This window comes from Streptomyces thermocarboxydovorans (genome assembly GCF_039524635.1).
GTDB classification, from domain to species: Bacteria; Actinomycetota; Actinomycetes; order Streptomycetales; family Streptomycetaceae; genus Streptomyces; species Streptomyces thermocarboxydovorans.
This window is the reverse complement of the sequence record NZ_BAAAGU010000041.1, coordinates 12676-36954: the sequence shown is the minus strand read 5'-3', so window position 1 is coordinate 36954 and position 24279 is coordinate 12676. Positions and strand designations below refer to the sequence as shown.

The window sequence follows — 24279 nt, the reverse complement described above, 5'->3', positions numbered from 1 at the left end:
AAGGGAGATCAGGCTCCCCGCAGGAGATGCCCCGGCTCCCCACAAGGGGGACCAGTCCCCCGCAGGACCCCGGGGCAATGATCAAGCCGGAACGATGTTCACCAGCTTCGGCGCCCGCACGATCACCTTGCGGATGCCCGCCCCGCCCAGCGCCGCGACGACCTTCTCGTCGGCCAGGGCGGCCTGCTCCAGCTCCTGCTCGGAGATGTCCGGCGACACCTCCAGGCGGGCCTTGACCTTGCCCTTGACCTGCACGACGCAGGTGACGGTCTCGTCGACGACGTACGCCGGGTCGGCCACCGGGAAGTCCTGGTAGACCACGGACTCCTTGTGGCCCAGCCGGTGCCACAGCTCCTCGGCGATGTGCGGGGCCAGCGGCGCGATCATCTTCACCAGCGGCTCGGCGACCGAGCGCGGCACCGGCCGGCCCGCCTTGGTCAGGTGGTTGTTCAGCTCGGTGATCTTGGCGATGGCGGTGTTGAAGCGCAGGTTCTCCAGGTCCTGGCGCACCCCGTCGATCGCCTTGTGCAGGGCGCGCAGCGTGTCCTCGTCGGGCTCGGCGTCGACCACGGTGACCTCGCCGGTGGCCTCGTCGACGATGTTGCGCCACAGGCGCTGCAGCAGCCGGAACTGGCCGACCACCGCACGCGTGTCCCAGGGCCGGGAGACGTCCAGCGGGCCCATCGCCATCTCGTACAGGCGCAGGGTGTCGGCGCCGTACTCGGCGCAGATCTCGTCCGGGGTGACGGCGTTCTTCAGGGACTTGCCCATCTTGCCCAGCAGGCGGGTGACCTTCTCGCCCTGGTAGTAGTAGGCGCCGTCGCGCTCCTCCACCTCGGCGGCCGGCACCGCGATGCCGCGGCTGTCGCGGTAGACGTAGGCCTGGATCATGCCCTGGTTGAACAGCTTGTGGAACGGCTCGGCCGAGGAGATGTGCCCCAGGTCGTACAGCACCTTGGACCAGAAGCGCGCGTACAGCAGGTGCAGCACGGCGTGCTCGGCGCCGCCCACGTACAGGTCGACACCGCCGTGCGGCATGCCCTCGCGCGGGCCCATCCAGTAGCGCTCGATCTCCGGGTCGACCAGCTTCTCGCTGTTGTGCGGGTCCAGGTAGCGCAGCTCGTACCAGCAGGAACCGGCCCAGTTGGGCATGGTGTTGGTCTCCCGCCGGAAGCGGCGGGGCCCCTTGCCGTCGCCCAGGTCCAGGGTGACGTTGACCCACTCCTCGTTGCGCGACAGCGGCGTCTCGGGCTGGGTGTCGGCGTCGTCCGGGTCGAAGGTGCGCGGCGAGTAGTCGTCGACCTCGGGCAGCTCCAGCGGCAGCATCGACTCGGGCAGGGCGTGGGCGATGCCGTCCTCGTCGTAGACGATCGGGAAGGGCTCGCCCCAGTAGCGCTGGCGGCTGAACAGCCAGTCGCGCAGCCGGTAGTTGACGGTGCCCTCGCCGTAGCCCCTGCTCTCCAGCCACTCGGTGATGCGGGCCTTGGCCTCGGTGACGTTCAGGCCGTCCAGGGAGATGTCCTCGCCGGAGGAGTTCACGATCTTGGCGTCGTGGGAGACGAAGGCGTCGTCCCAGGTGGCCGGGTCGGTGCCGCGGCCGTCGGTGGGCTCGACCACGCAGCGGACGGGCAGCTCGAAGGCGCGGGCGAACTCGAAGTCGCGGGAGTCGTGGCCGGGGACGGCCATGATGGCGCCGGTGCCGTAGCCCATCAGGACGTAGTCGGCGATGAAGACGGGCACCTGCTCGCCGTTGACCGGGTTGGTGGCGTAGGCGCCGATGAAGACGCCGGTCTTGTCCTTGGCCTCGGCCTGCCGCTCGACGTCGGACTTGGCGGCGGCCTGGGCGCGGTAGGCGGCGACGGCCTCGGCGGGGCTGGCGTGGCCGCCGGTCCACACCTCGTGGGTGCCCTCGGGCCACTCCTGCGGGGTGAACTTCTCCACCAGCGGGTGCTCGGGCGCCAGCACCATGTAGGTGGCGCCGAACAGGGTGTCGGGGCGGGTGGTGAAGACGGTGATGCGCTCGCCGTCGATCGGGAAGTCGACGCGGGCGCCCTCGGAGCGGCCGATCCAGTTGCGCTGCTGCAGCTTGATGGCCTCGGGCCAGTCCAGCGCCTCCAGGTCCTCCAGCAGGCGGTCCGCGTAGGCGGTGATCCGCATGTTCCACTGGCGCAGGTTGGCCTTGAAGACGGGGAAGTTGCCGCGCTCGGAGCGGCCCTCGGCGGTGACCTCCTCGTTGGCCAGCACGGTGCCCAGGCCGGGGCACCAGTTGACCGGCGCGTCGGAGGCGTAGGCCAGGCGGAACTCGCCCAGCACGTCGGCGCGCTCGGCCTCGCTCAGCTCGCTCCAGGGGCGGGTGTGCCCCGGTACCTCGCGCTCACCGGACTCGAACTGGGCGATCAGCTCGGCGATCGGGCGGGCCTTCCGGGCCTTCTCGTCGTACCAGGAGTTGAAGATCTGCAGGAAGATCCACTGGGTCCACTTGTAGTAGTCCGGGTCGATCGTGGCGAACGACCGGCGCTTGTCGTGGCCCAGGCCCAGCCGGCGCAGCTGGGTCTTCATGTTCTCGATGTTGGCCTCGGTGGACACGCGCGGGTGCGTGCCGGTCTGCACCGCGTACTGCTCGGCGGGCAGGCCGAAGGCGTCGAAGCCCAGGGTGTGCAGCACGTTGTGGCCGGTCATGCGCTGGAACCGGGCGTAGACATCGGTGGCGATGTAGCCCAGGGGGTGGCCGACGTGCAGGCCCGCACCGGAGGGGTACGGGAACATGTCCATGATGTACTTCTTGGGCTTGGCGACCGTCTCGGGGTCGCCCGCCAGGTCGCCGGTGGGGTTGGGCGCGGCGTAGGTGCCCTCGGCGTCCCAGAAGTCCTGCCAGCGTGCCTCGATCTCGGCGGCCAGGGCGGCCGTGTAGCGGTGCGGCGCGGCCTCCGCGGCGGCGGCAGCGGGGTTCGTCTCGCTCATGTCCTCAAAGCTCCATCGATCGTCTCTGCCTGCGACCTGCGACTTCCGGGAAATGAAAAATCCCCTCGCACAGGAGGGGACGCCGCGCCGACTCCGGCCACCCGATGCGAACGGGTCTCGGGCGGTGGCCGGGACTGATCAGCGCGGCCCGCTAAGCAGAAGGCGTACGGCACGCATGGCGCAAGGGTACCGCAGCGCCGGAGCCGGTCGCGACGCGCTTCCCGGCGCGTATCGCCTGAACGCCGCGCAAAAGTTACTTCGCGTAACAGTCACTAAGGGGCATTACAACGACCAGATGCTCTTTTGATAACAGCGCAATAACTCAAACCTCGTACCCACCGGTATCACTGGGCTTAGAGTGCGGCAGCGGGACCGCTTTACCGAACCGTTCGGAGTTGCCCCATGAACCTGCCTCCACACAGCAGCCCGCCGCCCGTGAAGGGCCGGCCGGCTGCCGATACGCCGTACCCGTCCGCCGCCGAGACGCGGGGAGGTAGGCAGTGAGGCCGGACGACAGCACGGCGGACGACTGGATCCTCGAGTTCCTCAACTTCGGCGTGGGCGTCCTGTCGCTGGTGTGCCTGAGCTGCTCGGTGATCTGGGGCCTGGTCGCCCAGGACCGCGTCCTGCTCGGGGTGCGTCAGCGGATCATGGCGCAGGCGGTGCACCGCAGCACGGCGGTCGCCTCGATCGCCTTCCTGCTGGTGCACATAGCCATCAAGCTGATCCTCGAGCACACCTCGTGGATCGCGGCAGTGATCCCCTTCGGCCTGGCCCTCACCGACGACGAGGTGGTCATGGGCCGGACCTTCCTGATCGGCCTCGGCACGATCGCCGCGATGCTGATGATCTTCGTGGGCATCACGGGCATACTGCGCAACCGCTTCGCCACCCCGGCGCCCGTCGCCGCCCGCTGGCGGGCCATGCACATGCTGGCCTACCCGGCCTGGTGCGCGGCGCTCGTCCACGGGCTCTACGCGGGTCGAGCGGCCAAGCCGATCTTCATGATCCTCTACGGCCTGTCGGTGCTCGGCGTCACCGCGGCTCTGGTGCTGCGCGCCTCCCCGCGCTCGGTCAAGCGCAAGGTCGCGGACGGGATCCGCAACTTCCTCGGCATCACCGAGGAGCAGCCGCGGCGCGAGGAGCTGCTGGAGGAGAGCAGGTCGCGGGCCGCGGAGGCCACGCTGCCCGGCTACGAGGGCCGGGGCGGCGGCGGGTCGAAGCGCGGCGACGGCCCGCGCTTCGAGAAGGCCGAGCGGCCGGCCGCCGCGGAGCCCGCGAACGGCTTCGCCGCCGCCTACCGGGCGGTCTCGGCGCCGGCCCAGACCCAGCAGATGCCGCAGTTCACGGACCGGACCGCCACGCAGTCCCCGCTCGACCTGCAGTCCACCGGCGGCATGCCGCGCGTGGACTCCACGGGGAGCCTGCCGCGGATGGACTCCACGGGCGGCATTCCGCAGGTGGACTCGACGGGCAGCCTGCCCCGGATGGACTCGACCGGGAGCATGCCGCGGGTGGACTCCCCCTCCAGCGCCTCGGGCAGCTGGCCGATCCCGTCCCCGCCGCCGGTCGGCGAGGCCCCGCCGTCGGCCTACGACCCGCTCAACGACACGGGATACACCATCCCGGCCTACAACAATCCGGTCGGATCCGGCTACGGCTCGAGTGATGTGTACGACACCGGTGAGACGAACCCCCTCTCCGGGACGTACAACCCGAGTGACACGTACAACAGCGGTCCCGCCACTGAAACACTCCCCGGTGCGTCCTCGTCCTACGACTTCGACGCTCCGGGCTCGGGCGAACCTTGGAACATGCCTTCCGGAGGCTATAAGTGAACGAGGCCCTGCCCGACGTCCCCGAAGTCCGCGTCGTCGGCCTTCCCCAGCTCACGTCGGGCTTCGACCTTGTCGACCGGCTCGATCTGCCCATGCACCTCAAGGTGCACGGGCCGCTCGAGCCGATGGGCGGCGAGCAACTCGCGTCGCTCGCCGAGCGCATCAATCTCAGGGGACGCGGCGGCGCGGGCTTCCCCTTCCACAAGAAGCTGCGCTCGGTCGCCGAATCGGCGATCAAACGCGGTGTCCGGCCGGTCGTCGTCGTCAACGGCAGTGAGGACGAACCGGCCTGCCGCAAGGACACGGTACTGATCAACCGTGCCCCGCATCTCATCCTGGACGGCGCGCTGCTGTGCGCCGAGGCGATGGGGGCCCGCACGCTCGTGGTGGGGGTCACCCGTGAGTCGACCCAGCGCTCGATGGAGGAGGCGCTCGCCGAGCGCGGCCTGAGCAACGGCCGCCGCTCGGCGCTGCGGGCGTGGGTGCAGCGCAACCCGGTCCGCATGGTGACCGGCGCCGCCGCCTCCCTGATCCGCTCCATCGACGGCGGCCCGGCGATCCCGCCCGGCCGCAAGATCAGCGCCTCCAAGAGCGGCGTCGGCGGCGCGCCCACCCTGCTGTCCAACGCCGAGACGTTCGCGCAGCTCGCCATCGCCGCCCGCATCGGCCCGGAGCGCTACTGCAACACGGGCCTGTACGACGAGCCGGGCACCGTGATGCTCACGGTGTCCGGGGCGGTGGCCCGTCCCATGGTGATCGAGGTGCCGACGGGCGTGCCGCTGCGCTATGTGCTGCAGCTGGCCGGGGCGCCGCCGGTGCCGCAGGGCGTGCTGACCGGCGGCTACCACGGCAAGTGGATCGACGCGGCGACCGTCAACGAGGCGATCGTCTCGCGCAACTCGCTGGACGCGGTGGGCGGTTCGCTCGGCGCCGGCGCGATCCTGCCGATCAGTCAGGAGACCTGCCCGCTGGGCGAGTCGCTGCGGGTGGCGCAGTGGCTGGCCGAGGAGAGCGCGGGCCAGTGCGGCCCCTGCTACCTCGGTCTGCCTGCCGCCGCGCGCGGCATGGAGGACATCCTCAACGGCGGCGGCCCGGCCGCCCTGGAGGCGCTCAAGCAGGTCGCCAAGAACGTCAAGCGGCGCGGCGCCTGCTCGCATCCGGACGGCTCCGCGATGTTCCTGGAGTCGACGGTCAAGGCGTTCACCGACGACCTGGCCGCCCATGTCCTCGGCAACGGCTGCGGACGGCCCGTGCACGGCGTTCTGCCGCTGTTCGAGGGGGGCAGGGCCCCGACGGGCATCCCGGGCGGCGGGCAGTCGGAGGAGAACGGCCCCAGCCGCCAGAAGATCTTCGTCGACTGGACGCTGTGCCGGGGCCACGGCCTGTGCGCGGACATCCTGCCGGAGGTCTTCCAGCTGGGCGCGGACGGCTTCCCGACGGTGGCTCAGGCCCCGGTGCCGCGCTATGCGGAGGCCAAGGCGATGCGGGCGGTGCGCCGCTGCCCGGCGCTGGCCCTGCGCATCGAGCAGGAGGGGCCGCAGGCGAAGGCCCCGACCCGGAATCTGCCGGTGCTCTCCCAGGGCCGCGGACGGCGCGCCCTGGGGCGCTGAGGACGCGCCCGCGGCGCGCGGGCCCCGGTACACCACCGGGGCTCGCGCCCGGGGCGCGTAGCGGGCCGTACACGGCGGGTACAGGCTCGTACGCAGCCGCACAAACGACGATCCCCCGGTCCGTCAGGACCGGGGGATCTTTCTGTGGAGCTAAGGAGAATTGAACTCCTGACCTCCTGCATGCCATGCAGGCGCTCTACCAACTGAGCTATAGCCCCTTGTTGTCCGCCTTCCGGGTTTCCCCGGCGGCGACGCCAACATTACACGGTCCACCGGGTCCAACACCAAATCGTTTCCGGTGTGCCCGATTTGGCACCTTTGTTCTTTCGATCAAGGAGCCTCTCGGGCGGCGGGCCGTCGGACCGGGCCGTCACGGCCGTCGCCTCAAGCGGTCACGAAGGAATAGAACCGCTTGAGTGTGCAGTGCTCCTCCAGGAGCCGGCCGTAGATCGGCTCCCCCTCGAGTTCCCGGTAGGTCTCGATGGGGTCGCCCTTTATGATCAGCGCCCGCGCGCATTCCTCGCACCAGTACTGGTAGTCGGGGTTGATCGGCTCCATGTCGCGGACGATCGGCGTCCCGCTGCCGCACCAGTCGCACTTCCGCCTGTGTGCACCCATCGATCAGCTCCAGCTGTGGCCGCAGGCCGTGCACACGTACGAGATGCCGCCGTTGTCGCCGAGCACCTGGGCGACATGGGCGGAACCGCAGGAAGGGCAGTGGATGCGGGTCGAGGTCCGTAGCGTCAATACCGCTGTGAGGAGGTGTCCGACCTCCTCGCGGATGCTCGCAGGCATCGCAACTCCCTCCCGTCGGGCCGCGCCCCCTTCCGGCCGTTTGATTCTGCCACGACCGGGCCAATACGGTCAGCGACGCCGTGGTACCGGTCGGGACACGAATGGGCGCCTCGTAGAGGTATACGCCTGTCGGACGTGGTCTGCTCAACCCGGAGAACGAAAAAATCCCGCCCCCTGAGGGGGACGGGATCTTCTCCGTCGAGCTGTGGAGCTAAGGAGAATTGAACTCCTGACCTCCTGCATGCCATGCAGGCGCTCTACCAACTGAGCTATAGCCCCTTGGTCACGCGGCCAAGCCGCATGTTGTTCGGGCCCCGCTCGGCGGGCGAACAAGAAGAACTTTAGCCTGTGACCTGCCGGAAAGTGAAATCCCGGTCCCGGCCCGGCGCGACCTGCCCGGTCGCCGTCTCAGTCGTCGTCGCCCAGCACCGGTTCCGGCAGCGTGCCGGCGTTGTGCTCCAGCAGCCGCCAGCCGCGGGCGCCCTGGCCGAGGACGGACCAGCAGCAGTTGGTGAGACCGCCGAGGCTCTCCCAGTCGTGCGGGGCGAGACCCAGCAGCCGGCCGATGGTCGTACGAATGGTGCCGCCGTGGCTGGCGACGACCAGCGTGCCGTCCTCCGGCAGCTTCTCCACGTGCCGGAGCACCACCGGGGCGGCCCGGTCGGCGACCTCGGTCTCCAGCTCGCCGCCGCCCCGGCGCACCGGCTCGCCGCGCTTCCAGGCGGCGTACTCGTCGCCGTACCGGGCGATGATCTCGTCGTGCGTCAGGCCCTGCCAGACGCCCGCGTAGGTCTCCCGCAGGGCCTCCTCGAGGGTCACCTCCAGGCCGGTGAGCGCGGCCAGCTCCGCGGCGGTGTCCGCGGCGCGCCTGAGGTCCGAGGCGATGATGGCGTCCGGGCGCAGGCCGGCCAGCAACCGGGCGGCGCGGCGGGCCTGGGCGCGGCCGGTCTCGGTGAGCTCCACGTCCGTGGTGCCCTGGAAGCGGCGCTCCACGTTCCAGAGGGTCTGGCCGTGGCGCCACAGGATGATGCGGCGGCCCCTGGTCAGGGAGCCGCCCACCTCACCGGTGGTGCTCACCGCCACTCACCGCCCGTCTCCGCGGCGGCCTCGGCCTCCTGCTGCCGGGCGTGCTCCGCGGCCTTGCCGCGGGTCGCCTTGGCGTCCTCGGGCAGCTCCAGCTCGGGGCAGTCCTTCCACAGCCGTTCCAGGGCGTAGAAGACGCGCTCCTCGCTGTGCTGGACGTGGACGACGATGTCGACGTAGTCGAGCAGGACCCAGCGGGCCTCGCGGTCGCCCTCGCGGCGCACCGGCTTGGCGCCCAGCTCCTTCTGCAACCGCTCCTCGATCTCGTCCACGATGGACTTGACCTGGCGGTCGTTGGGCGCGGAGGCGAGCAGGAAGGCGTCGGTGATGGACAGCACGTCACTGACGTCGTAGGCGACGATGTCGTGCGCGAGCTTGTCGGCGGCCGCCTGGGCGGCGGTGGTGACGAGCTCGAGGGAACGGTCGGTTGCGGTCACTACAAGGCTTTCGGTCGGCGGATACTACGCCCTCCAGGGTCTCACGGACCGGCCAGGGCACCTGACGCATTACTGCTCACCGCCGGCGGGACCACCCCGCGTCACCCGTCACCGCCGGCCGGAGCACCCCGAGGCGCGCCGCCCCGGAGCACCACGCGGCGCGCCGCCGCCCGGAGGCCTACGAACCGGGGTCGTAGTCCTGGCCGAGGACGACCGACACCCTGGCGCCCGCCGAGACCTCGCCCTTGGTGACGGAGCCCGCGGGCAGGCCCAGTGTCTTGGCGACCTCGGTGGCGTGCTCCTTGTCGGCGGCCTGGGCGTAGACGACCTTGGACGTCGCCGCGGCGCCGGTGGTGCCGCCCTCCAGGAAGGTGAAGCCGCCGTTGAGGAGCGTCACCCGGGCCTTCTCGGTGTTGTCCTTCACCCCTGTGGCGTTGCGCACGCTGACGCTGACGGCGGCGTCCTTGTCGGGGCTCTTGGCGGTGCCGCCGAGGATCTTCTTGACCACGCCGTCGCTCGCCCGTGCGCTGATGGTGCCGTCCTGCTGCACCGGCAGCATGGTGGTTCTGTGGTCGCCGCCCTTGGCGAGGTCGGAGAGCCGGGCGAGGAAGGAGCCGAGGTCCGCGTCGGTCAGAGGCGGCTCGATGATCTGCCCCAGGGTCTGCACGGTGGTGGTGGCGGCGTCCGGGTCGGAGGTCATCTTGCGCAGCACCCCGTGCATGACCTGCCCGAAGCGCTTGAGCTGGGCGTCGGAGGACTCGCCGGGTGCGCGGTAGGTGGCGTAGGCGACGGCCATCTTGCCGCTGAGGGTCTGCTTCTCCCCCTTGCGGACCAGCGGGGTCTGGCCCTTCTTCTTGGCGTCCGGGTCGGGCACGTCGGTGTCGGTGTCGATCTCGATGTTGCCGACCAGGTCGACGAGGGTGAGCAGGAACGGCGTGTCCAGCCGCCAGGTGCCCTCGATCTCGGTGCCGAGGACCGTGTCCAGGGCGGTCCGGGTGGCCTCGGAGCCGTCGTCCTCGACGGACTTGGCGAGCGTGGTGGTGGTGCCGTCCTCGTCCGTCAGCGCCAGCGAGTTGGGCACCAGCACGGTGGTGCCCTGCTTGGTGGTGGTGTTGTCCACCAGCAGTGCGGTGCTGGTGCCGCCCTTCTTGGTGTCGTGCAGATGCACGACGATCACGTCGCGCTTCTGCGCCCCGGCGGCGGTCGTGGTGCCCGTGCCGCTGCCGGAGCCGGACAGGCCGGGCAGCTTCCCGGCGTACCAGAGGTAGCCGACGCCGCCGGTGGCGACCAGGGCGAACACCACGGCCAGGGCGATGAGCCGGCTGCGGGCGCGGCGGCGGGCCTCCTCGCGGCGCTCGGTGCGGTTCTCGGTGAACTTCAGCCAGTCGATGACGTCCTCGGAGGCGTCGTCCGGGTCCTCGACGAAGGCGAACTGCTCCGTGCGGTACTCGCGCTCCGGCTCCGCGGACCGGTCCGGCTCGCCGGGGGCGGAGGGCTCGCCGGGGGCGGAGGGCTCCCCGTCGACGGGCCCGGGCTGGTGCGGGATGTGCGCGGTCCGGGCGCCGCCGCCGTAGGGGTCGTACGGGCCCTGCGGGGGCTGGGCGGCGTGCGGCGGGGTCTGGGCGGGGATGTGCGGCTGCCGGGGCTGCTGCTGCGGCTGCTGCGGCTGCTGAGCGGTGCCGTAGGGGTCGTAGCCTCCGTAGCCGCCTTGGGACTGGCCCGACGCGTCCGGCGGGTACGACGACGGGTCGTAGCCGCCCTGGGGGGCGTACCCGGTCCCGGGCTGACCGGCTCCGGTGGCGTACGGGTCGTAGCCGTACCCCTGCTGTCCGTGCTGCTGGTAGGGGTCGTGGACCTGCTGAGGCGGAGCCTGCCGGTACACAGGCCGGCCGTACTCGTCGTAGCCGACGAGCTCGTACGGGGCGGACCCGTCGGTCCCGTAGCCCGCGTCGTATCGGTCGTTCACCGGTGCCCCTCTCGGCTCACTCGCCGCGGTACAGCGCTCGCTTGGCGATGTAGCGCACGACTCCGTCCGGCACCAGATACCAGACGGGTGCTCCCTTGGCGACTCTCGCACGGCAGTCCGTGGAGGAGATGGCGAGGGCCGGAACCTCGACCAGGGTGACCCCGCCCTCCGGCAGCCCGGGATCGCTGAGGTGGTGACCAGGCCGGGTGACGCCGATGAAGTGCGCCAGGGAGAACAGCTCCTCGCTGTCCCGCCAGGTCAGGATCTGGGCGAGGGCGTCGGCACCGGTGATGAAGAACAGGTCGGTGTCCGGGTTGAGCGCGCGCAGGTCGCGCAGCGTGTCCACGGTGTAGGTGGGGCCGCCGCGGTCGATGTCGATGCGGCTCACCGAGAACTGCGGGTTCTCGGCGGTGGCGATGACCGTCATCAGGTAGCGGTCCTCGGCCGGGGACACCGAGCGGTGGCTCTTCTGCCACGGCTGGCCGGTGGGGACGAAGACCACCTCGTCCAGGTGGAACTGGGCGGCGACCTCGCTGGCCGCCACCAGGTGCCCGTGGTGGATCGGGTCGAAGGTGCCGCCCATGACACCGAGGCGGCGCTTGCCCGACCTCACGGGGCCGCAGCCGGGGCCGGTAGGCATGTCCTGCTGTCCCATGCGTGCAGACCCTACCGGCCCGGACTGCGGGCCTCGGTCACCAGTTCCCCTGGCCGCCCGCGACGGGCTCAGCGGTCGCGGTTGAAGCGGGTGGTGATCCACAGCAGGAGCAGCAGGGCGAACAGGGCGCCGCCACCGGTGAGGTAGGGGCTGAGGCTCTCGTGGCTGCCGTGCTCTCCGCCCTCGGAGGCAAGGGTGACCAACTGGGCAGCGGTGCTGTGGAAGCTCATCTTCGGCAGGACCTATCGCGTGTGGGCGGGATAAAGACGTCGGCTCATCGTAAGCGGGCGCCTTTGCGACGATCACGCCGACTCCGCGCTTGCGGCAACCTTCGCGCGCTCTCAGTCGTCCTTCTGCCTGTAACCGCGGAGCAGGAACCACGCGGTGAGCGCACAGCCCACCACCATCACGACGAGGGCGATCCTGATCACCTGGGTCTCCTTGGCAGGTCCGGCGCCGTACTGCCCGTCCACGGTAAACCCGCCTAGGCTGGGCCTCGGGCCCGGGGAGCACGGCAGAGCACGCAGGGACCCGGGGCCACCCGACGCACTTGGGGGAAACATGTCCGACGGCCACCAGCACAACGGGCACGAGCACGTGCCGGGCAGGCAGCGCAGGCGCTTCCCCGGGATCTCCTCGCGTGCGTACGAGCATCCGGCCGACCGCTCCGCCCTGGTGGCGCTGCGCAAGCTGAGCGGCTTCGACACGGTCTTCAAGGCGCTGAGCGGCCTGCTGCCGGAGCGCAGTCTGCGGCTGCTGTTCCTGTCGGACTCGGTGCGCGTCTCGGACCGCCAGTTCGCCCATCTGAACGACATGCTGCGGGACGCCTGCTACATCCTGGACCTGGAGAAGGTCCCGCCGATGTACGTCAAGCAGGACCCGAACCCGAACGCGATGTGCATCGGCATGGACGAGCCGATCATCGTGGTCACCACGGGTCTGGTGGAGCTGCTCGACGAGGAGGAGATGCGGGCGGTCGTCGGCCACGAGGTCGGGCACGCGCTGTCCGGGCACGCCGTCTACCGCACGATCCTGCTGTTTCTGACCTCGCTCGCGGTCCGGGTGGCGTGGATCCCGCTGGGCAACTTCGCGATCATGGCGATCGTGACGGCGCTGCGGGAGTGGTTCCGCAAGTCGGAGCTGTCCGCGGACCGCGCCGGGCTGCTGGTCGGCCAGGACGTGCAGGCCTCCATGCGCGGCCTGATGAAGATCGCCGGCGGTAACCATCTGCACGAGATGAACGTGGACGCCTTCCTGGAGCAGGCCGAGGAGTACGAGGCCGGCGGCGATCTGCGCGACTCCGTGCTGAAGATCCTCAATGTGCTGCCCCGCTCCCACCCGTTCACCACCGTGCGGGCGGCGGAGCTGAAGAAGTGGGCGGCCTCCCGCGACTACCAGCGGCTCATGGACGGTCACTACCCGCGCCGCGACGAGGACAAGGACGCCTCGGTGCGGGACTCCTGGCGGGAGTCGGCCGGCTCCTACGCGGACGAGGTGAAGACCTCCAAGGACCCGCTGATGAAGCTGGTCAACGACATCGCGGGCGGCGCCGGCGACCTGGGCGAACGGGTCCGGCGCGGCTTCAGCGGGTTCGCCTCGCCCAAGCCGCCCCGGCCCAAGGACGAGCAGCCGCCCCGCGACGACGACTGAGCCCGCCGTCCCTCACCGCTCGGCTGGTCAGGGCTTCGGCTGGGCCGCCGGTGCCAGTGCGCCGCACAGGGCAGGGGTGCTGCCGGTGACGTACGGGTCGGTGCCGGCCGGACCGCCCTGGTCGGCCGTATGGCCGGCGAGCAGCGGGCGCAGCCGGGCGGCGGAGTCCTCGGCGCAGGACAGCGGGCCGGCCTGGACGTGCGAGGCGACCAGCTGGGCCTGGCGCAGCCGCAGGTCCTCGCGGTCGAAGCGGAAGTGCAGCTCGCGCCGGACGGTGAACAGCGACGCCCGCGCGTCACGGTCGGCGCCGGCCGGGCGCAGCGCGTAGACGAAGGTGTGGTCAGCGAGGACCTCCAGGGTGGAGGAGTCGGCCTCGGTGGCCTGGAGGGTGCCCTGGACGCGCACCTTGCGGTCGGCCAGCTGCGCCTGGGCGGGGTCGAAGCGGACCAGCCACCCGGTGAGCGCGTGCCGGCCGTCGGCGGCGGGCCGGGTGCTGCTCCGGTCGAACTGGTCCAGCTGGTCGGGGTCGAGCAGCACCCGCACCGAGCGGGTCGCGCGGCCGGTGAGCACCTCGGGGTCGAGCGAGGAGCGGACGATGTAGTCCTTCGCCGTGGTCAGCGCGGAGACCACCTGGCTCTCGGAGAAGTGCGCGGTGCGCCGCGAGGCGGGCAGCGGGACGCCCTCGGCGCCGATGCGGAACTGGGCCGCGGGACTGCTGGTGTACAGGTGTTCGACGTCGGTGTGGCCGGGCACCTTGCCCTCGGGGGCGAGCGGCACCACCGTTATCCGCAGCGGCTCGGCGGGCTCCCGTGCGGTGGGGCTCTCGTAGGGGTGGCGTATGCCCATGTAGAGGGCGGTGCCGAAGGCGAGGGCGATCAGCACGACGAGGACCAGCGCCTGCCGGGAGAGCCCGGCCCGGCGCAGTGGCGGGCGGCGCCGGACTGCGGGAGCGTGGTCGGTGATGCGTTCCTGGGCGGAGTACTCCTGGAGGCGGGCAGCACGGACGAAGGACTCGTCGAAGACGACGGACCGGTACTCGTCCTCGCCACCTCTCGGGGTGCCCTCGGGGGTCCCCTCGGGTGGGTCCGCAGGCCCTTCCATATCTTCAGGGTAGGTCTGCGGGACGCCGGGTAAACGCCCCGCCGGGCGACAAGTTCTGACAGGTTCTCACCAAGAACAGCACTCCCGGCCCGGCCCCTGTCCGGGCGCGCGTGCGGCGTGCGTCAGGGGCTGGGCGGGATCACCGGCACGGTCGGCGGGGAGTGGTCGGCGGACGCCGACGGCACCGCCGTGCCGCCCTGGGCCGGCTCGGTGGTGGCGGGCGGCGGCACCTGCTCCTCACGGCCGGAGGAGGCGCCGCGGTAGACCGCCGAGAAGGCGAGCGCCACCATGCCGATGCCCATCACCAGGGCGAGCACCCAGGCGACCGGCCGGTGCCAGCGCACCTGTCTGCCGTACGGGCCCGGGTGGCCGTAGCCGTCGTCCAGGACGTCGAGGTCCTCGTCCTCGTCGTCGGGGTCGGGTCCGGCCCGGTAGCGGCCGTAGCCGTCGTCGTAGCGCTCGCCTCCGGCGCGGGCGCGGTGGGCCTCCGCCTCGGAGGCCTCGGCTCTGGCCTGCGCCGCGGCCAGGAGGCGCTCGACGGCGGTCGGCTCGTGCACCGTGGCCGCACGTACGAAGGCCTCGTCGAAGACCACGGAGGCGAACTCTTCGTCCGACACCCCGCGGTCGTGGTCGTCGTCGGGCTCCCAGCCGTCAGGGAACGGCGTGCCCCCCACGTCCTCCGGCACGGATCCAGAGTAGACCTGGGGGGTCAATTTGGGCAGACGGTATGGAAATTCGTCCGGCGCTCCTCGGGGGTGCCGGGGGTGGTCAGCGCCGGGTGTGCCCGTCGCCGGTCACGATGTACTTGGTGCTGGTCAGCTCGGGCAGGCCCATGGGGCCGCGGGCGTGCAGCTTCTGGGTGGAGATGCCGATCTCCGCGCCGAAGCCGAACTGGCCGCCGTCGGTGAAGCGGGTGGAGGCGTTCACCGCGACGGTGGTGGAATCCACCAACTGGGTGAACCGGCGGGCGGCGGCCTGGGAGCTGGTGACGATGGCCTCGGTGTGCCCGGAGGTCCACAGCCGGATGTGCTCCACGGCCTTGTCGAGCGAGTCGACCACGGCGGCGGCGATGTCGTAGGAGAGGTACTCGGTCTCCCAGTCCTCGGCCGTCGCCTCGACGACGGTGGCCTTGGAGCCCTTGGCGTACGCCATGACCCGCTCGTCGGCGTGCACGGTGACCCCGGCCTCGGCCAGGGCGTCCAGGGCGCGCGGCAGGAACGCGGCCGCGATGTCCTGGTGGACCAGGAGGGTCTCGGCGGCGTTGCAGACGCCGACCCGCTGGGCCTTGGAGTTGACCAGGATCTCCACGGCCATGTCGATGTCGGCCTGGGCGTCGACGTAGACGTGGCAGTTGCCGGTGCCGGTCTCGATCACCGGGACGGTGGACTCCTGCACCACGGTGTTGATCAGCGAGGCGCCGCCGCGCGGGATGAGCACGTCGACCAGGCCGCGGGCGCGCATCAGCTCGCGCACGCTGTCGCGGCTCTCGCCGGGCACCATCTTCACGGCGTCGGCGGGCAGCCCGGCCCCGCCCACGGCGTCCCGCAGCACCCTCACCAGCGCGGTGTTGGACCGGTACGCGGAGGAGGAGCCGCGCAGCAGGACTGCGTTGCCGGACTTCAGGCACAGGGCGGCGGCGTCCACGGTGACGTTGGGCCGGCCCTCGTAGATGATCCCGACGACGCCGAGCGGGACGCGGACCTGCCGCAGGTCGATGCCGTTGGGCAGGGTGGAGCCGCGGACGACCTCGCCGACCGGGTCGGGCAGCGCGGCCACGTCGCGCACGTCGGAGGCGATGGCGCGGACCCGCTCGGGGGTGAGCGTGAGCCGGTCGATCATGCCCTCGCTGGTGCCGGCCTCGCGCGCCTTGGCCACGTCCTGGGCGTTGGCCTCGACGATCTCGGCGGTACGGACCTCCAGCGCGTCGGCGATGGCGAGCAGCGCGTCGTCCTTGACGGCGCGCGGCAGCGGCGCGAGGGTCGCGGCGGCGGCCTTGGCCCGGTAGGCGGCCTGGTTGACCGGGGACATCGAGTCGAACGGCGAGAGCGTGGTCATGAGGGAAGAGTAGTGCGGCCGGCGCCGGTGATGGCGTCCGTCCCGCACACCGAGACATTCCGGGAATCGTCCGGCACCGCCTTCCGCGCGGCCGCCGCGGGCGCCGAGGACGCTCGGAACGCGAACGCCGAGAACGCTCAGAAGGGGTGCACGCCGACCGGGCTGGCCGGCGGCGGCCCGTACCCCTCGGCGATGCGCTGGTGGTAGGTGGCCCGGTCGATGACCTCCAGGCCGACGATCTCCCAGGGCGGCAGGCCCGCCGACTGCCGGTGCTCGCCCCACAGGCGCAGCGCCACCGCCGCCGCGTCGTGCAGGTCGCGGGCCTCCTCCCAGTAGCGGATCTCCGCGTGGTCGTCGGCGTAGCGGCTGGTCAGCAAGAAGGGGTGGTCGTGGGCGAGCTGCTCAAGGGCCCGCCGGACCTCCTTCAGCGGTGCCTGCTCGCCGGAGACGCTGAGGGTGATGTGCCACAGGCGGGGCAGGTCCACGCTCTCGCCCCCGGCGACGCCGTCGCCGGTCGCGACGCTGGTGAGCCCTCGTTCCTCGCCGGCCGCCCGGGAGCCGGCACCACCGCGGGACGTCGTCCCCGGGCGCACTCGCCTCACGTCGGCCTCCTTCTCACGCTGCCCGTGCCGTACCGGACATGCCCGGCGGGGGCGCGTCCTCGGGTCAAAGTGCAGCAGGCCGCACGGGGATCGTGGGCCGATTTTGCGGAACGTCCACCACCGGGGTCGGACGTTTCCCCTCATTACGGATGCAGGACCACCAGATCGTCCCTGTGTACGACCTCCCGTTCGTACGCAGGTCCGAGATCGCGGGCCAGCTCGCGGGTGGAGCGGCCTATCAGAAGGGGGATCTCCTTGGCGTCGAAGTTGACGAGCCCGCGGGCCACCGCGCGTCCCTCGCCGTCCCGCAGCTCCACCGGGTCGCCGGCGCTGAAGTCGCCCTCCACTCCGGCGATGCCGGCCGGCAGCAGCGACTTGCGGCCGTGCACCACCGCGCGCACCGCCCCGTCGTCGAGGGTGAGCGCGCCCTGCGGGGTGGAGGCGTGCTGGAGCCACAGCAGCCGGTCGGCGGAGCGGCGGCCGGTGGGGTGGAAGTAGGTGCCGGTGTCCTGGCCGCCGAGGGCGTCGGCCGCGTGGATCGCGCTGGTCAGCACCACCGGGATGCCGGCCGCGGCGGCGATCCGGGCGGCCTCGACCTTGGTGACCATGCCGCCGGTGCCGACCCCGGCCTTCCCGGCGCTGCCGATCTCGACATGGGCGAGGTCGGCGGGGCCGCGCACCTCCGCTATCCGGGAGGTGCCGGGCTTGCCCGGGTCGCCGTCGTAGACGCCGTCGACGTCGGAGAGCAGTACCAGCAGGTCGGCGCGGACCAGGTGGGCGACCAGGGCGGCGAGCCGGTCGTTGTCGCCGAAGCGGATCTCGTCGGTGGCGACCGTGTCGTTCTCGTTGACGATCGGGAACGCGCCCATCGCCAGCAGCTTGTCGAGGGTGCGGGAGGCGTTGCGGTGGTGGGCGCGGCGGCTCATGTCGTCGGAGGTGAGCAGCACCTGGCCGACCCGCACCCCGTAGCGGGCGAAGGAGGCGGTGTAGCGGGCGACCAGCAGCCCCTGGCCGACGCTGGCGGCGGCCTGCTGGCGGGCCAGGTCCCGGGGGCGCCGGCGCAGGCCCAGCGGGGCGAGGCCGGCGGCGATGGCGCCGGAGGAGACCAGCACGATCTCCCGCTCCGACGCGCCGTTGCGTCCGCCGTTGCGCCCCGTGTCGCCGCCCTCGGCGGAGCCGGCGCGGGGCACACCCTGGCCGCGCACCTTGGCGAGCACGTCGACGAGCGCGTCGACGCGGTCGGCGTCCAGGCCGCCGCTGGCGGTGGTCAGCGAGGAGGAGCCGACCTTGACGACGATCCTGCGCGCCTCTCGCACGGCCTGCCTTGCCCCTGCCACCTTGCCGTCCGTCCCCTCGGGTCACGTCATTGTCGATGCGTCGCTCGCCTGGCAATCTACGCGAAGCGGGTGGCGTGCGGCGCACCGGTCCAGTCCCCGGACGACTGAGCCCCGCTTCGAACGCCTGACCGCTCTGCTTGCGTAATGCGTCACAGATGGGCGGGACGGCCGGGGCTCCGACGGTCGTGCGGGGGGTCCGAGGCACCCGCGTGTCGTACGGTGGCCGCCGCACGTTATAACCGGTCGCACGAATTCCCCCCCGACCCTGGAGTCACCGCAGTGCCCACGTCCCTGTCCCGGATGCCGGCGCGAGCGCTCGTCACAGCGCTACTGGCCGCCGCCTTCGTCGTCCAGGCGCTAGCCGCCCTCGCTCCCAACGTCCCGCTGCTGATCGCGGCGACGGCCGTGTCGCTGGTGGTCGAAGGGGTGCTGTACCGGTGGCAGCCCGGGCTGCTGTCGGTCTTCGCCAAGTCGCAGGCCGACCTCACGGTCCGGCATGTGCTGCGGGACCTGCTGCTGGTGGCGGCCGTGCTGCGGATGGTCGAGGAGGACAAGGAGGCGCAGTACGCCCCGGTCCTGGTCGGCCTGCTCGGCTTCTACGCGCTGCACTTCGCGATCCAGGCGGTGTCGGTGCTGGTCCGCCGCACCCGGACGCTGCCGGTGGTGACCCGGAACATCGACGCCTCGGCGCTGCGGCTCTCCCCTGCCCCGCACACGCTGCTGCGCCGCCCCGGCCACCGGCTGCTGGTCTTCGGTCTGCCCGCGACGGCCGGGCTCACGGCGACGGCCGCGACCGGCGCTGCCGTCCCGGCGGCGGCGGGTGTGGCGCTGTCGGCGCTGGTCGCCCTGGTGGGCCTCGGCATGCTGATGTCGCGGCTGCTGCCCGGCCGGCGGCCCGCCGACGAGCAGACGGTCCTCGAGTGGTTCGACGCCTGGCTGGCCGAGTACCGTCCCACGGTCGGCCTGTACTTCTCCGGCGGCACCTCCTCCGCCTACCAGGCGAACATGTGGCTGGAGCCGCTCGCCAAGCTCGACGGCCGGCCGATCATCATCCTGCGTGAGCGCTTCATGGTGTCGAAGATCGCGGCGACCGACGTCCCGATCGTGTGCCTGCCGAAGGTCGCCACGCTGATGCGCCTGGAGCACTCCACGCTGCGGGTCCTCATCCACCCCTCGAACTCCGGCAAGACCTCCCAGGTCCTGCGCATCCCCACGATCAAGCACACGTTCGTCAACCACGGCGAGAGCGACAAGCTGTCCTCCTGCAACCCGTACGCCAAGGCCTACGACGAGGTGTGGGTGGCCGGTCCGGCCGCGCGGGAGCGGTACGCGCTCGCCGACGTGGGCGTCGAGGACAAGGACGTGGTGGAGATCGGACGTCCGCAGCTGGACGCCGTGCGCCCCTACGCCGGCCCGCCGGCCGGTGACTACACCACCGTGCTGTACGCCCCGACCTGGGAGGGCTGGGACGGCAACCCGGGCAACACCTCGGTGATCGAGGCCGGCGAGAACGTGGTGCGCGCGCTGCTCGCCGACCCGGGCGTGCGTCTGCTGTACAAGCCGCACCCGCTGACCGGTTCGGTGGACCCGCGGGCGGGGGCTGCGGACCGCCGCATCCGGGAGCTGATCCGCGCCGCGAACCGTGAGCGCTCCGGGGCGCGTCCGGCGCCCTCGGCGGACCTGGACCGGCTCACCGCCGAGCTGGACCGGCTCACCACGTCCGTGTTCCGTCCGAGCGCCGACCAGGTGGAGCGGATGCTGGTGCAGTCCGCCCCCGAGCCGGGCCGCGCCGAGGCGGTGGAGCGGACCACGGCCGCCTGGGAGGAGCTGTACTGGGCGTCGCTGCCGGAGTGGGAGCACCAGATCGTCACCGACGTCCGGCCCGCCCTCTACTCCTGCTTCAACGTGGCCGACCTGCTGATCAGCGACGTGTCCAGCGTGGTCAGCGACTTCCTGGCCAGCGAGAAGCCGTACGCGGTGGTCAACACCAGCGGGCTGTCCGAGCCGGAGTTCCGGGCCACGTTCCCGACGGTGATGGCGGCGACGGTGCTCACCCCGGACGCGTCCGGTGTGCCGGGTCTGCTGGCCGCGGTCCGCGACCCCGGGAAGGACGAACTGGTCGAGGCCCGCAAGGAGCTGAAGCTGCGCCTGCTGGGCCCGGCCGAGCCGTCCTCCCAGGAGCGCTTCAACGCGGCCGTGCAGGACCTGTACGAGGCCGCGGAGGCGCACCGCACCCGCATGGCCCGGCGGCTCAACGCGGTTCCGAGCCAGCGCCGCGAGACGGTGAGCGAGGTGACCGGGGCGACCCCGTGACCGAGGTGACCGCCGCGGCCGGCCGCCGCTGACCGGCGGCCACCCGGCCCGACCGACAACGACCGACTGCCCGCCCCCGACGAGGGGGCGGGCAGTGTCGTTCCCGGGCTGTTGCGGACCGCTGCAGTCCGTCTCAGGCGGCGTCTCAGCGACGTCTCGAACGGCGTCTCAGCCGCCGTCCGTGCCGGAGTCGCCCGCCGCCGGCACGCGCTGCACCGGCACCGCCTCCGCCAGCTCGCTCTCCGGTGCGGCGGGGGCCAGTTGGGCGCGCTGGCGGATGTTGCGCGACTCGGCCCGCAGCGCGAGCTGCTTCACGGCGTGGTTGAACTGCTCGATGGGCGGCGGCTCGTCGGGGCCGAGCAGATACCGCTTGAGCTCGCGCCGGTCGCCGGCCAGCGGGTCGGTCTCCGGGGAGCGGACCGCGTCCAGCAGCTCGTCCAGCCCGGCCGCGCTGTTGGTGAGGATCACCGCCGCGCGCACCGCGGTGTTCTGCCGCTTGAACTCCTCCGCGCCCAGCTCCGCGGAGTCGGTCACCGCGTACGGCTTGCCGCTCGCGATGAAGTCGGAGACCACGCTGGAGATGTCGGAGACCAGCGCGTCGGAGGCGTTGAAGCAGTCGTACAGCGGCGGTTCGGGGCCCGTGATCACCCGGTGCTCCCAGTCGGGGAAGGAACGCCAGTAGGCGGTGTTCCACTCGGCGCGCAGCCGGGCGATCTCCTCGTGCCGGGCCACGTCGACCAGCCCGTCGCGGGTCGCCTCGGCCTCGTCGCCCTTCTCGGCGTCGCCGGTCAGCTCCGCGAGCCGCGCCTCGATCCGGGCCAGCTCCGCCCTGGCCCGTGCCTGGGCCTCCTCGTCGGCGGTGAAGCGCGGGTCGGCGGCGCGCTCGGCGGCGGCCTGCTCGACCAGCGCGGCGATCCGCTCGTGGGCGGCCTTGGCCTCGGGGCTGCGGGTGCCGGTGAAGGGGTGCGGCTTGTACAGCAGGCGCACCGCGGGTTCGGCGGTGATCAGCCGCCGCACGATGTTCTCGCCGGCCCGCAGGATCGAGGTGTTGCCCGGGTTGTCGTCCCAGCCCTCCCAGGTGGGCGCGTAGAGGACGGTGGGCATGCGGCCCTCCGGCACGCCCTCCCAGGGCCGGATGGGGGCCAGCTGGGGGCGGCCCACCTCGACGATGTCCTCGTCGCGGACGCCGACGTCGGCGACGGCGTAGCGGTCACGGCCGGCCCGGCCGGCGGTCCACACCTCGTCGTAGACCTTGCTGAACGGGTTGACGCTGGCCAGCTTGTCGCTGTCGCCGTGGCCGATGAAGACGTGCTTCATGGTGGGCACGCGCAGCAGGTGGATGTTCTTGCCGACGTTCGCGGGGTAGAGCGCGACCCGCACCGTGGAGAGGTCCAGGTTCATCAGGTGCACCCCGCCGGGCACGCAGAGGACGGGGACCGTGGTGGGCGCCAGGCTCTGCAGGATGACCCGCTCGCGCAGGATGATCAGCGGGCGGGTGTCCAGCTGCTCCATGGTCTCCAGCCACATGTTGACCTGGTAGGCGGACTCCTTGGAGCCGGAGAAGTACAGCACCGTCTCGGGCCGGTACTCGCGCAGCCAGTCGTCGACGGCCTCCAGGACCGTCTCGGCCCCCGGCGGGATGTTCCTCGGGCGCAGGGAGGGCACCAGGGCGGCGACGTAGAGGGTGCCCAGCAGTATCGTGACGGCCATGCCGACGAAGCCGGTCAGGGGCTCGTCGGTGGCCGCGGCCAGCAGTATCCCGGCGACCGCCGGGACGTCCAGGTGCAGCATCTTCTCGGCCGCGCGGTGCATCAGGAAGCGCGGCGGGGCGTCCGGGATGCGGATGCGCGAGGCCAGATCCACGTTGCGGGCGACGACCGGCATGCGGCGGCGGTTGCGGATCAGCACGGTGAGCGCGCCGTGCGGGGCCTGGAGGCCGTAGAAGGCGATGAAGCAGGCGATGGCGCCGAAGTAGAGCAGGTCGTCCGCGAGGGAGAGCCGCGCCAGCAGCAGGATCAGCAGCAGCTGCCGGATCAGGAAGCGGATCGACAGGCCGGCCCGGACCTTGCTGAGCCGGCTGATCAGATAGCTGCCCTTGCGGTGCAGATAGTGGTCCGCGAGGTAGGTGACGGCGGCCGCCGCGGCGAAGGCGGGGACGCTCGGCAGCAGCGCGGCCAGCATCAGGCAGGGGAAGCCCAGCATCATGAGGACCGCGGCGGCGAGTTCGGCGGCGGTGCCCACCCGGGCGACACGAATTGCGGTGGTCAGCACGGATAAACCTGCTCTGGGATGGATGGTTGCCGGAGCTTGTTCAAGACAAGAATCACACTCCGTCCTGCCGGTCCAGTACCGAGGCCAGCGCCTGTTCGAAGCCGGAGGCGCGGGCGGCGCCCGCCGTCGGGTCCTGCTGGCGCACGTCGATGACGTGGCCGGTGAGTTCCGACAGCAGCACGTCCAGCGAGGTGCGGGCCACCGCCTCGGAGGACAGCAGGGTGCCCGCGGGCTCCCGCCCGAAGGCCTTGGTACGCATCGGCGTGGCCGTGCGTTCGGGGTTGATGCAGTTGACGCGGACGCCGTCGGCGGCCCACTCGTCGGACAGGGCCTGGGTGAGGTTGACGATGGCCGCCTTGGTCGAGGAGTACAGGCTGTACTCGGCGCGGCCGCGGGTGTAGCTGCTGGAGGTGTACAGCAGCAGCTGCCCCTTGGTCCTGGCCAGGTAGCGGTGGGCGGAGCGGGCGATCTGCACGGGGGCCAGGTAGTTGACCTTCAGGGTCTCCTCGATGGTGGCGTTGTCGGTCTCGGCGAGCTTTCCGATGCGCAGCACTCCGGCGGTGTTGACGACGTAGTCGATGCGCCCGGTGTCCGCGTAGGCCTTGGCGAGGGCCTCGTCGACGTCCTGGGGGTTCTCCACGTGGGTGCCGGTGGTGGAGCGGCCCAGCGCGTACACCGCGGCGCCGTAGGAGCGGGCGAGGTCGGCGATGTCCCGGCCGATGCCGTAGGAGCCGCCGAAGACGACCAGGGTGCGGCCGGTGAGCAGTTCCCGGTAGACGTGCTCGTCGTTCTGCTCCGGTGCGGCGGTGGAGGCGAGCTGGAAGAGCTTGTCGGCGATGAAGACGTCGACGGGCTGGGTGACCTTCATGTTGTACTCGTCGCCCGCGACGACGTGGATGGGCACGTTCGGCAGGTACTTCAGCACCACGGTGCAGTCGTCCGTGGCCTGGAAGTTGGGGTCCTCGGCGGCGATCTCGTAGGCGCGGCGGATGGTGGACAGCTTGAAGGCCTGGGGGGTCTGGCCGCGGCGCAGCCGGGAGCGGTCCGGGATCTCGGTGATGAACTCGCCGTCGTCGCCGTGCGTGCGGGTGACGATGATGGTGTCCGCGGAGGGGATGGCCACGTCGACGGCCTGGTAGCGCTCCAGGGCGGCCACGCAGTCGTCGATGACCCGCTGCGACAGCAGGGGGCGTACGGCGTCGTGGAAGAGGACGTTGAGGTCCTCGCCGTCGGCGAGTGAGGCGCTCAGCTCCGCGATGGCCCGTTCGGTGGTCTCGTTGCGGGTGGCGCCGCCCTCGATGACCTTGGTGACCTTGGTGAAGCCGGCCTTGGCGACGATCTTCTCGACCTCGGGGACGTAGCCCGGCGCCATCAGCACGAGGATGTCGTCGACCGAGCCGGCTTTCTCGAAGGTGTTCAGGGTGTGCTCGATGACCGCCTTCCCGGCGATCTTCAGCAGCTGTTTGGGAATCGACAGCCCCACCCGCTGTCCGGTACCGCCGGCCAGGATCACTGCGGTGGTACGGGGCTTGTCCGTGCGGGACACAGGCGACCTCCCTCAGGGCTGCCATGAAGAACGACAATGGGTGGAGAAATTCCGAACTT

Annotated in this window: 20 protein-coding genes and 2 tRNA genes; 4 read left to right on the top strand and 18 right to left on the bottom strand. The window is 71.6% G+C overall.

What is annotated here, in order from left to right:
- Nucleotides 1-81: 81 nt before the first annotated feature.
- Nucleotides 82-2961 (bottom strand): leucine--tRNA ligase, encoded by a 2880-nt coding sequence (leuS, locus tag ABD198_RS19750; RefSeq protein WP_344003476.1) that lies wholly within the window; start codon nucleotides 2959-2961, stop codon nucleotides 82-84.
- Nucleotides 2962-3461: 500 nt separating this feature from the next.
- Between leuS and ABD198_RS19745 the strand changes: the two genes are divergently transcribed.
- Nucleotides 3462-4799 (top strand): ferric reductase-like transmembrane domain-containing protein, encoded by a 1338-nt coding sequence (locus ABD198_RS19745; protein WP_344003473.1) that lies wholly within the window; start codon nucleotides 3462-3464, stop codon nucleotides 4797-4799.
- Nucleotides 4796-6409 carry an NADH-ubiquinone oxidoreductase-F iron-sulfur binding region domain-containing protein gene (locus ABD198_RS19740; protein ID WP_344003470.1) on the top strand — a complete coding sequence of 538 codons (1614 nt, stop codon included), beginning with the start codon at nucleotides 4796-4798 and terminating at the stop codon, nucleotides 6407-6409. The genes ABD198_RS19745 and ABD198_RS19740 overlap by 4 nt, the downstream gene beginning before the upstream one ends.
- A 145-nt stretch (nucleotides 6410-6554) precedes the next feature.
- Here the strand turns inward: ABD198_RS19740 and ABD198_RS19735 are convergent.
- The 10 genes from ABD198_RS19735 to ABD198_RS19690 form a co-directional block, all read right to left on the bottom strand.
- Nucleotides 6555-6627 (bottom strand) — tRNA-Ala (locus ABD198_RS19735).
- Between the two features lie 166 nt (nucleotides 6628-6793).
- Nucleotides 6794-7027: a hypothetical protein gene (locus tag ABD198_RS19730; protein ID WP_006136074.1), complete on the bottom strand. Its 234-nt coding sequence runs from the start codon at nucleotides 7025-7027 to the stop codon at nucleotides 6794-6796.
- 3 nt (nucleotides 7028-7030) lie between these two features.
- On the bottom strand, nucleotides 7031-7204 hold the full coding sequence (locus ABD198_RS19725; protein WP_344003467.1) for a hypothetical protein: 174 nt from the start codon (nucleotides 7202-7204) through the stop codon (nucleotides 7031-7033).
- Between the two features lie 206 nt (nucleotides 7205-7410).
- Nucleotides 7411-7483 (bottom strand) — tRNA-Ala (locus ABD198_RS19720).
- Nucleotides 7484-7612: 129 nt separating this feature from the next.
- Entirely contained in the window at nucleotides 7613-8281 is a 669-nt protein-coding gene (locus tag ABD198_RS19715) for a histidine phosphatase family protein (RefSeq protein WP_344003464.1), read from the bottom strand.
- Complete coding sequence (gene rsfS / locus ABD198_RS19710) at nucleotides 8278-8724, bottom strand: ribosome silencing factor (protein ID WP_167996428.1); 447 nt, start codon at nucleotides 8722-8724, stop codon at nucleotides 8278-8280. Before rsfS ends, ABD198_RS19715 begins: the two co-directional genes overlap by 4 nt.
- 178 nt (nucleotides 8725-8902) lie before the next feature.
- Nucleotides 8903-10690: an LCP family protein gene (locus tag ABD198_RS19705; protein WP_344003461.1), complete on the bottom strand. Its 1788-nt coding sequence runs from the start codon at nucleotides 10688-10690 to the stop codon at nucleotides 8903-8905.
- Nucleotides 10691-10706: 16 nt separating this feature from the next.
- Nucleotides 10707-11345, bottom strand: coding sequence for a nicotinate-nucleotide adenylyltransferase (gene nadD / locus ABD198_RS19700; protein WP_167996426.1), 639 nt, complete (start codon nucleotides 11343-11345; stop codon nucleotides 10707-10709).
- A 68-nt stretch (nucleotides 11346-11413) separates the two neighbouring features.
- A complete protein-coding gene (locus tag ABD198_RS19695) occupies nucleotides 11414-11575 on the bottom strand; it encodes a hypothetical protein (protein WP_344003456.1) in 162 nt (53 codons plus the stop codon).
- A 111-nt stretch (nucleotides 11576-11686) separates the two neighbouring features.
- Complete coding sequence (locus ABD198_RS19690; RefSeq protein ID WP_277350730.1) at nucleotides 11687-11818, bottom strand: hypothetical protein; 132 nt, start codon at nucleotides 11816-11818, stop codon at nucleotides 11687-11689.
- Nucleotides 11819-11906: 88 nt separating this feature from the next.
- Here ABD198_RS19690 and ABD198_RS19685 point away from each other — a divergent pair, with 88 nt between their 5' ends.
- The gene (locus ABD198_RS19685) at nucleotides 11907-12995 is read left to right on the top strand and encodes a M48 family metallopeptidase (RefSeq protein ID WP_344003440.1); all 1089 of its coding nucleotides are present in this window, start codon (nucleotides 11907-11909) and stop codon (nucleotides 12993-12995) included.
- 27 nt (nucleotides 12996-13022) lie between these two features.
- Here the strand turns inward: ABD198_RS19685 and ABD198_RS19680 are convergent, their stop codons facing one another.
- From ABD198_RS19680 to proB, 5 genes are all read right to left on the bottom strand, one after another.
- Nucleotides 13023-14096, bottom strand: a complete 1074-nt coding sequence (locus ABD198_RS19680) for an SCO2583 family membrane protein (protein ID WP_344003437.1) — start codon at nucleotides 14094-14096, stop codon at nucleotides 13023-13025.
- 122 nt (nucleotides 14097-14218) lie between these two features.
- Nucleotides 14219-14782, bottom strand: coding sequence for an SCO2584 family spore wall biosynthesis protein (locus tag ABD198_RS19675; protein ID WP_486388893.1), 564 nt, complete (start codon nucleotides 14780-14782; stop codon nucleotides 14219-14221).
- Nucleotides 14783-14864: 82 nt separating this feature from the next.
- On the bottom strand, nucleotides 14865-16151 hold the full coding sequence (locus ABD198_RS19670; RefSeq protein ID WP_344003431.1) for a glutamate-5-semialdehyde dehydrogenase: 1287 nt from the start codon (nucleotides 16149-16151) through the stop codon (nucleotides 14865-14867).
- 137 nt (nucleotides 16152-16288) lie between these two features.
- On the bottom strand, nucleotides 16289-16753 hold the full coding sequence (locus ABD198_RS19665; protein ID WP_344003428.1) for a hypothetical protein: 465 nt from the start codon (nucleotides 16751-16753) through the stop codon (nucleotides 16289-16291).
- A gap of 143 nt (nucleotides 16754-16896) precedes the next feature.
- Complete coding sequence (proB, locus tag ABD198_RS19660) at nucleotides 16897-18090, bottom strand: glutamate 5-kinase (RefSeq protein ID WP_344003425.1); 1194 nt, start codon at nucleotides 18088-18090, stop codon at nucleotides 16897-16899.
- Between the two features lie 300 nt (nucleotides 18091-18390).
- Here proB and ABD198_RS19655 point away from each other — a divergent pair, with 300 nt between their 5' ends.
- Complete coding sequence (locus tag ABD198_RS19655) at nucleotides 18391-20403, top strand: hypothetical protein (protein WP_344003551.1); 2013 nt, start codon at nucleotides 18391-18393, stop codon at nucleotides 20401-20403.
- Between the two features lie 168 nt (nucleotides 20404-20571).
- On the opposite strand, the gene ABD198_RS19650 is transcribed toward ABD198_RS19655, so the two are convergent.
- Nucleotides 20572-22674 (bottom strand): hypothetical protein, encoded by a 2103-nt coding sequence (locus ABD198_RS19650; RefSeq protein ID WP_344003422.1) that lies wholly within the window; start codon nucleotides 22672-22674, stop codon nucleotides 20572-20574.
- A gap of 52 nt (nucleotides 22675-22726) precedes the next feature.
- Complete coding sequence (locus ABD198_RS19645) at nucleotides 22727-24220, bottom strand: D-ribitol-5-phosphate cytidylyltransferase (RefSeq protein ID WP_344003419.1); 1494 nt, start codon at nucleotides 24218-24220, stop codon at nucleotides 22727-22729.
- Nucleotides 24221-24279: the final 59 nt, after the last annotated feature.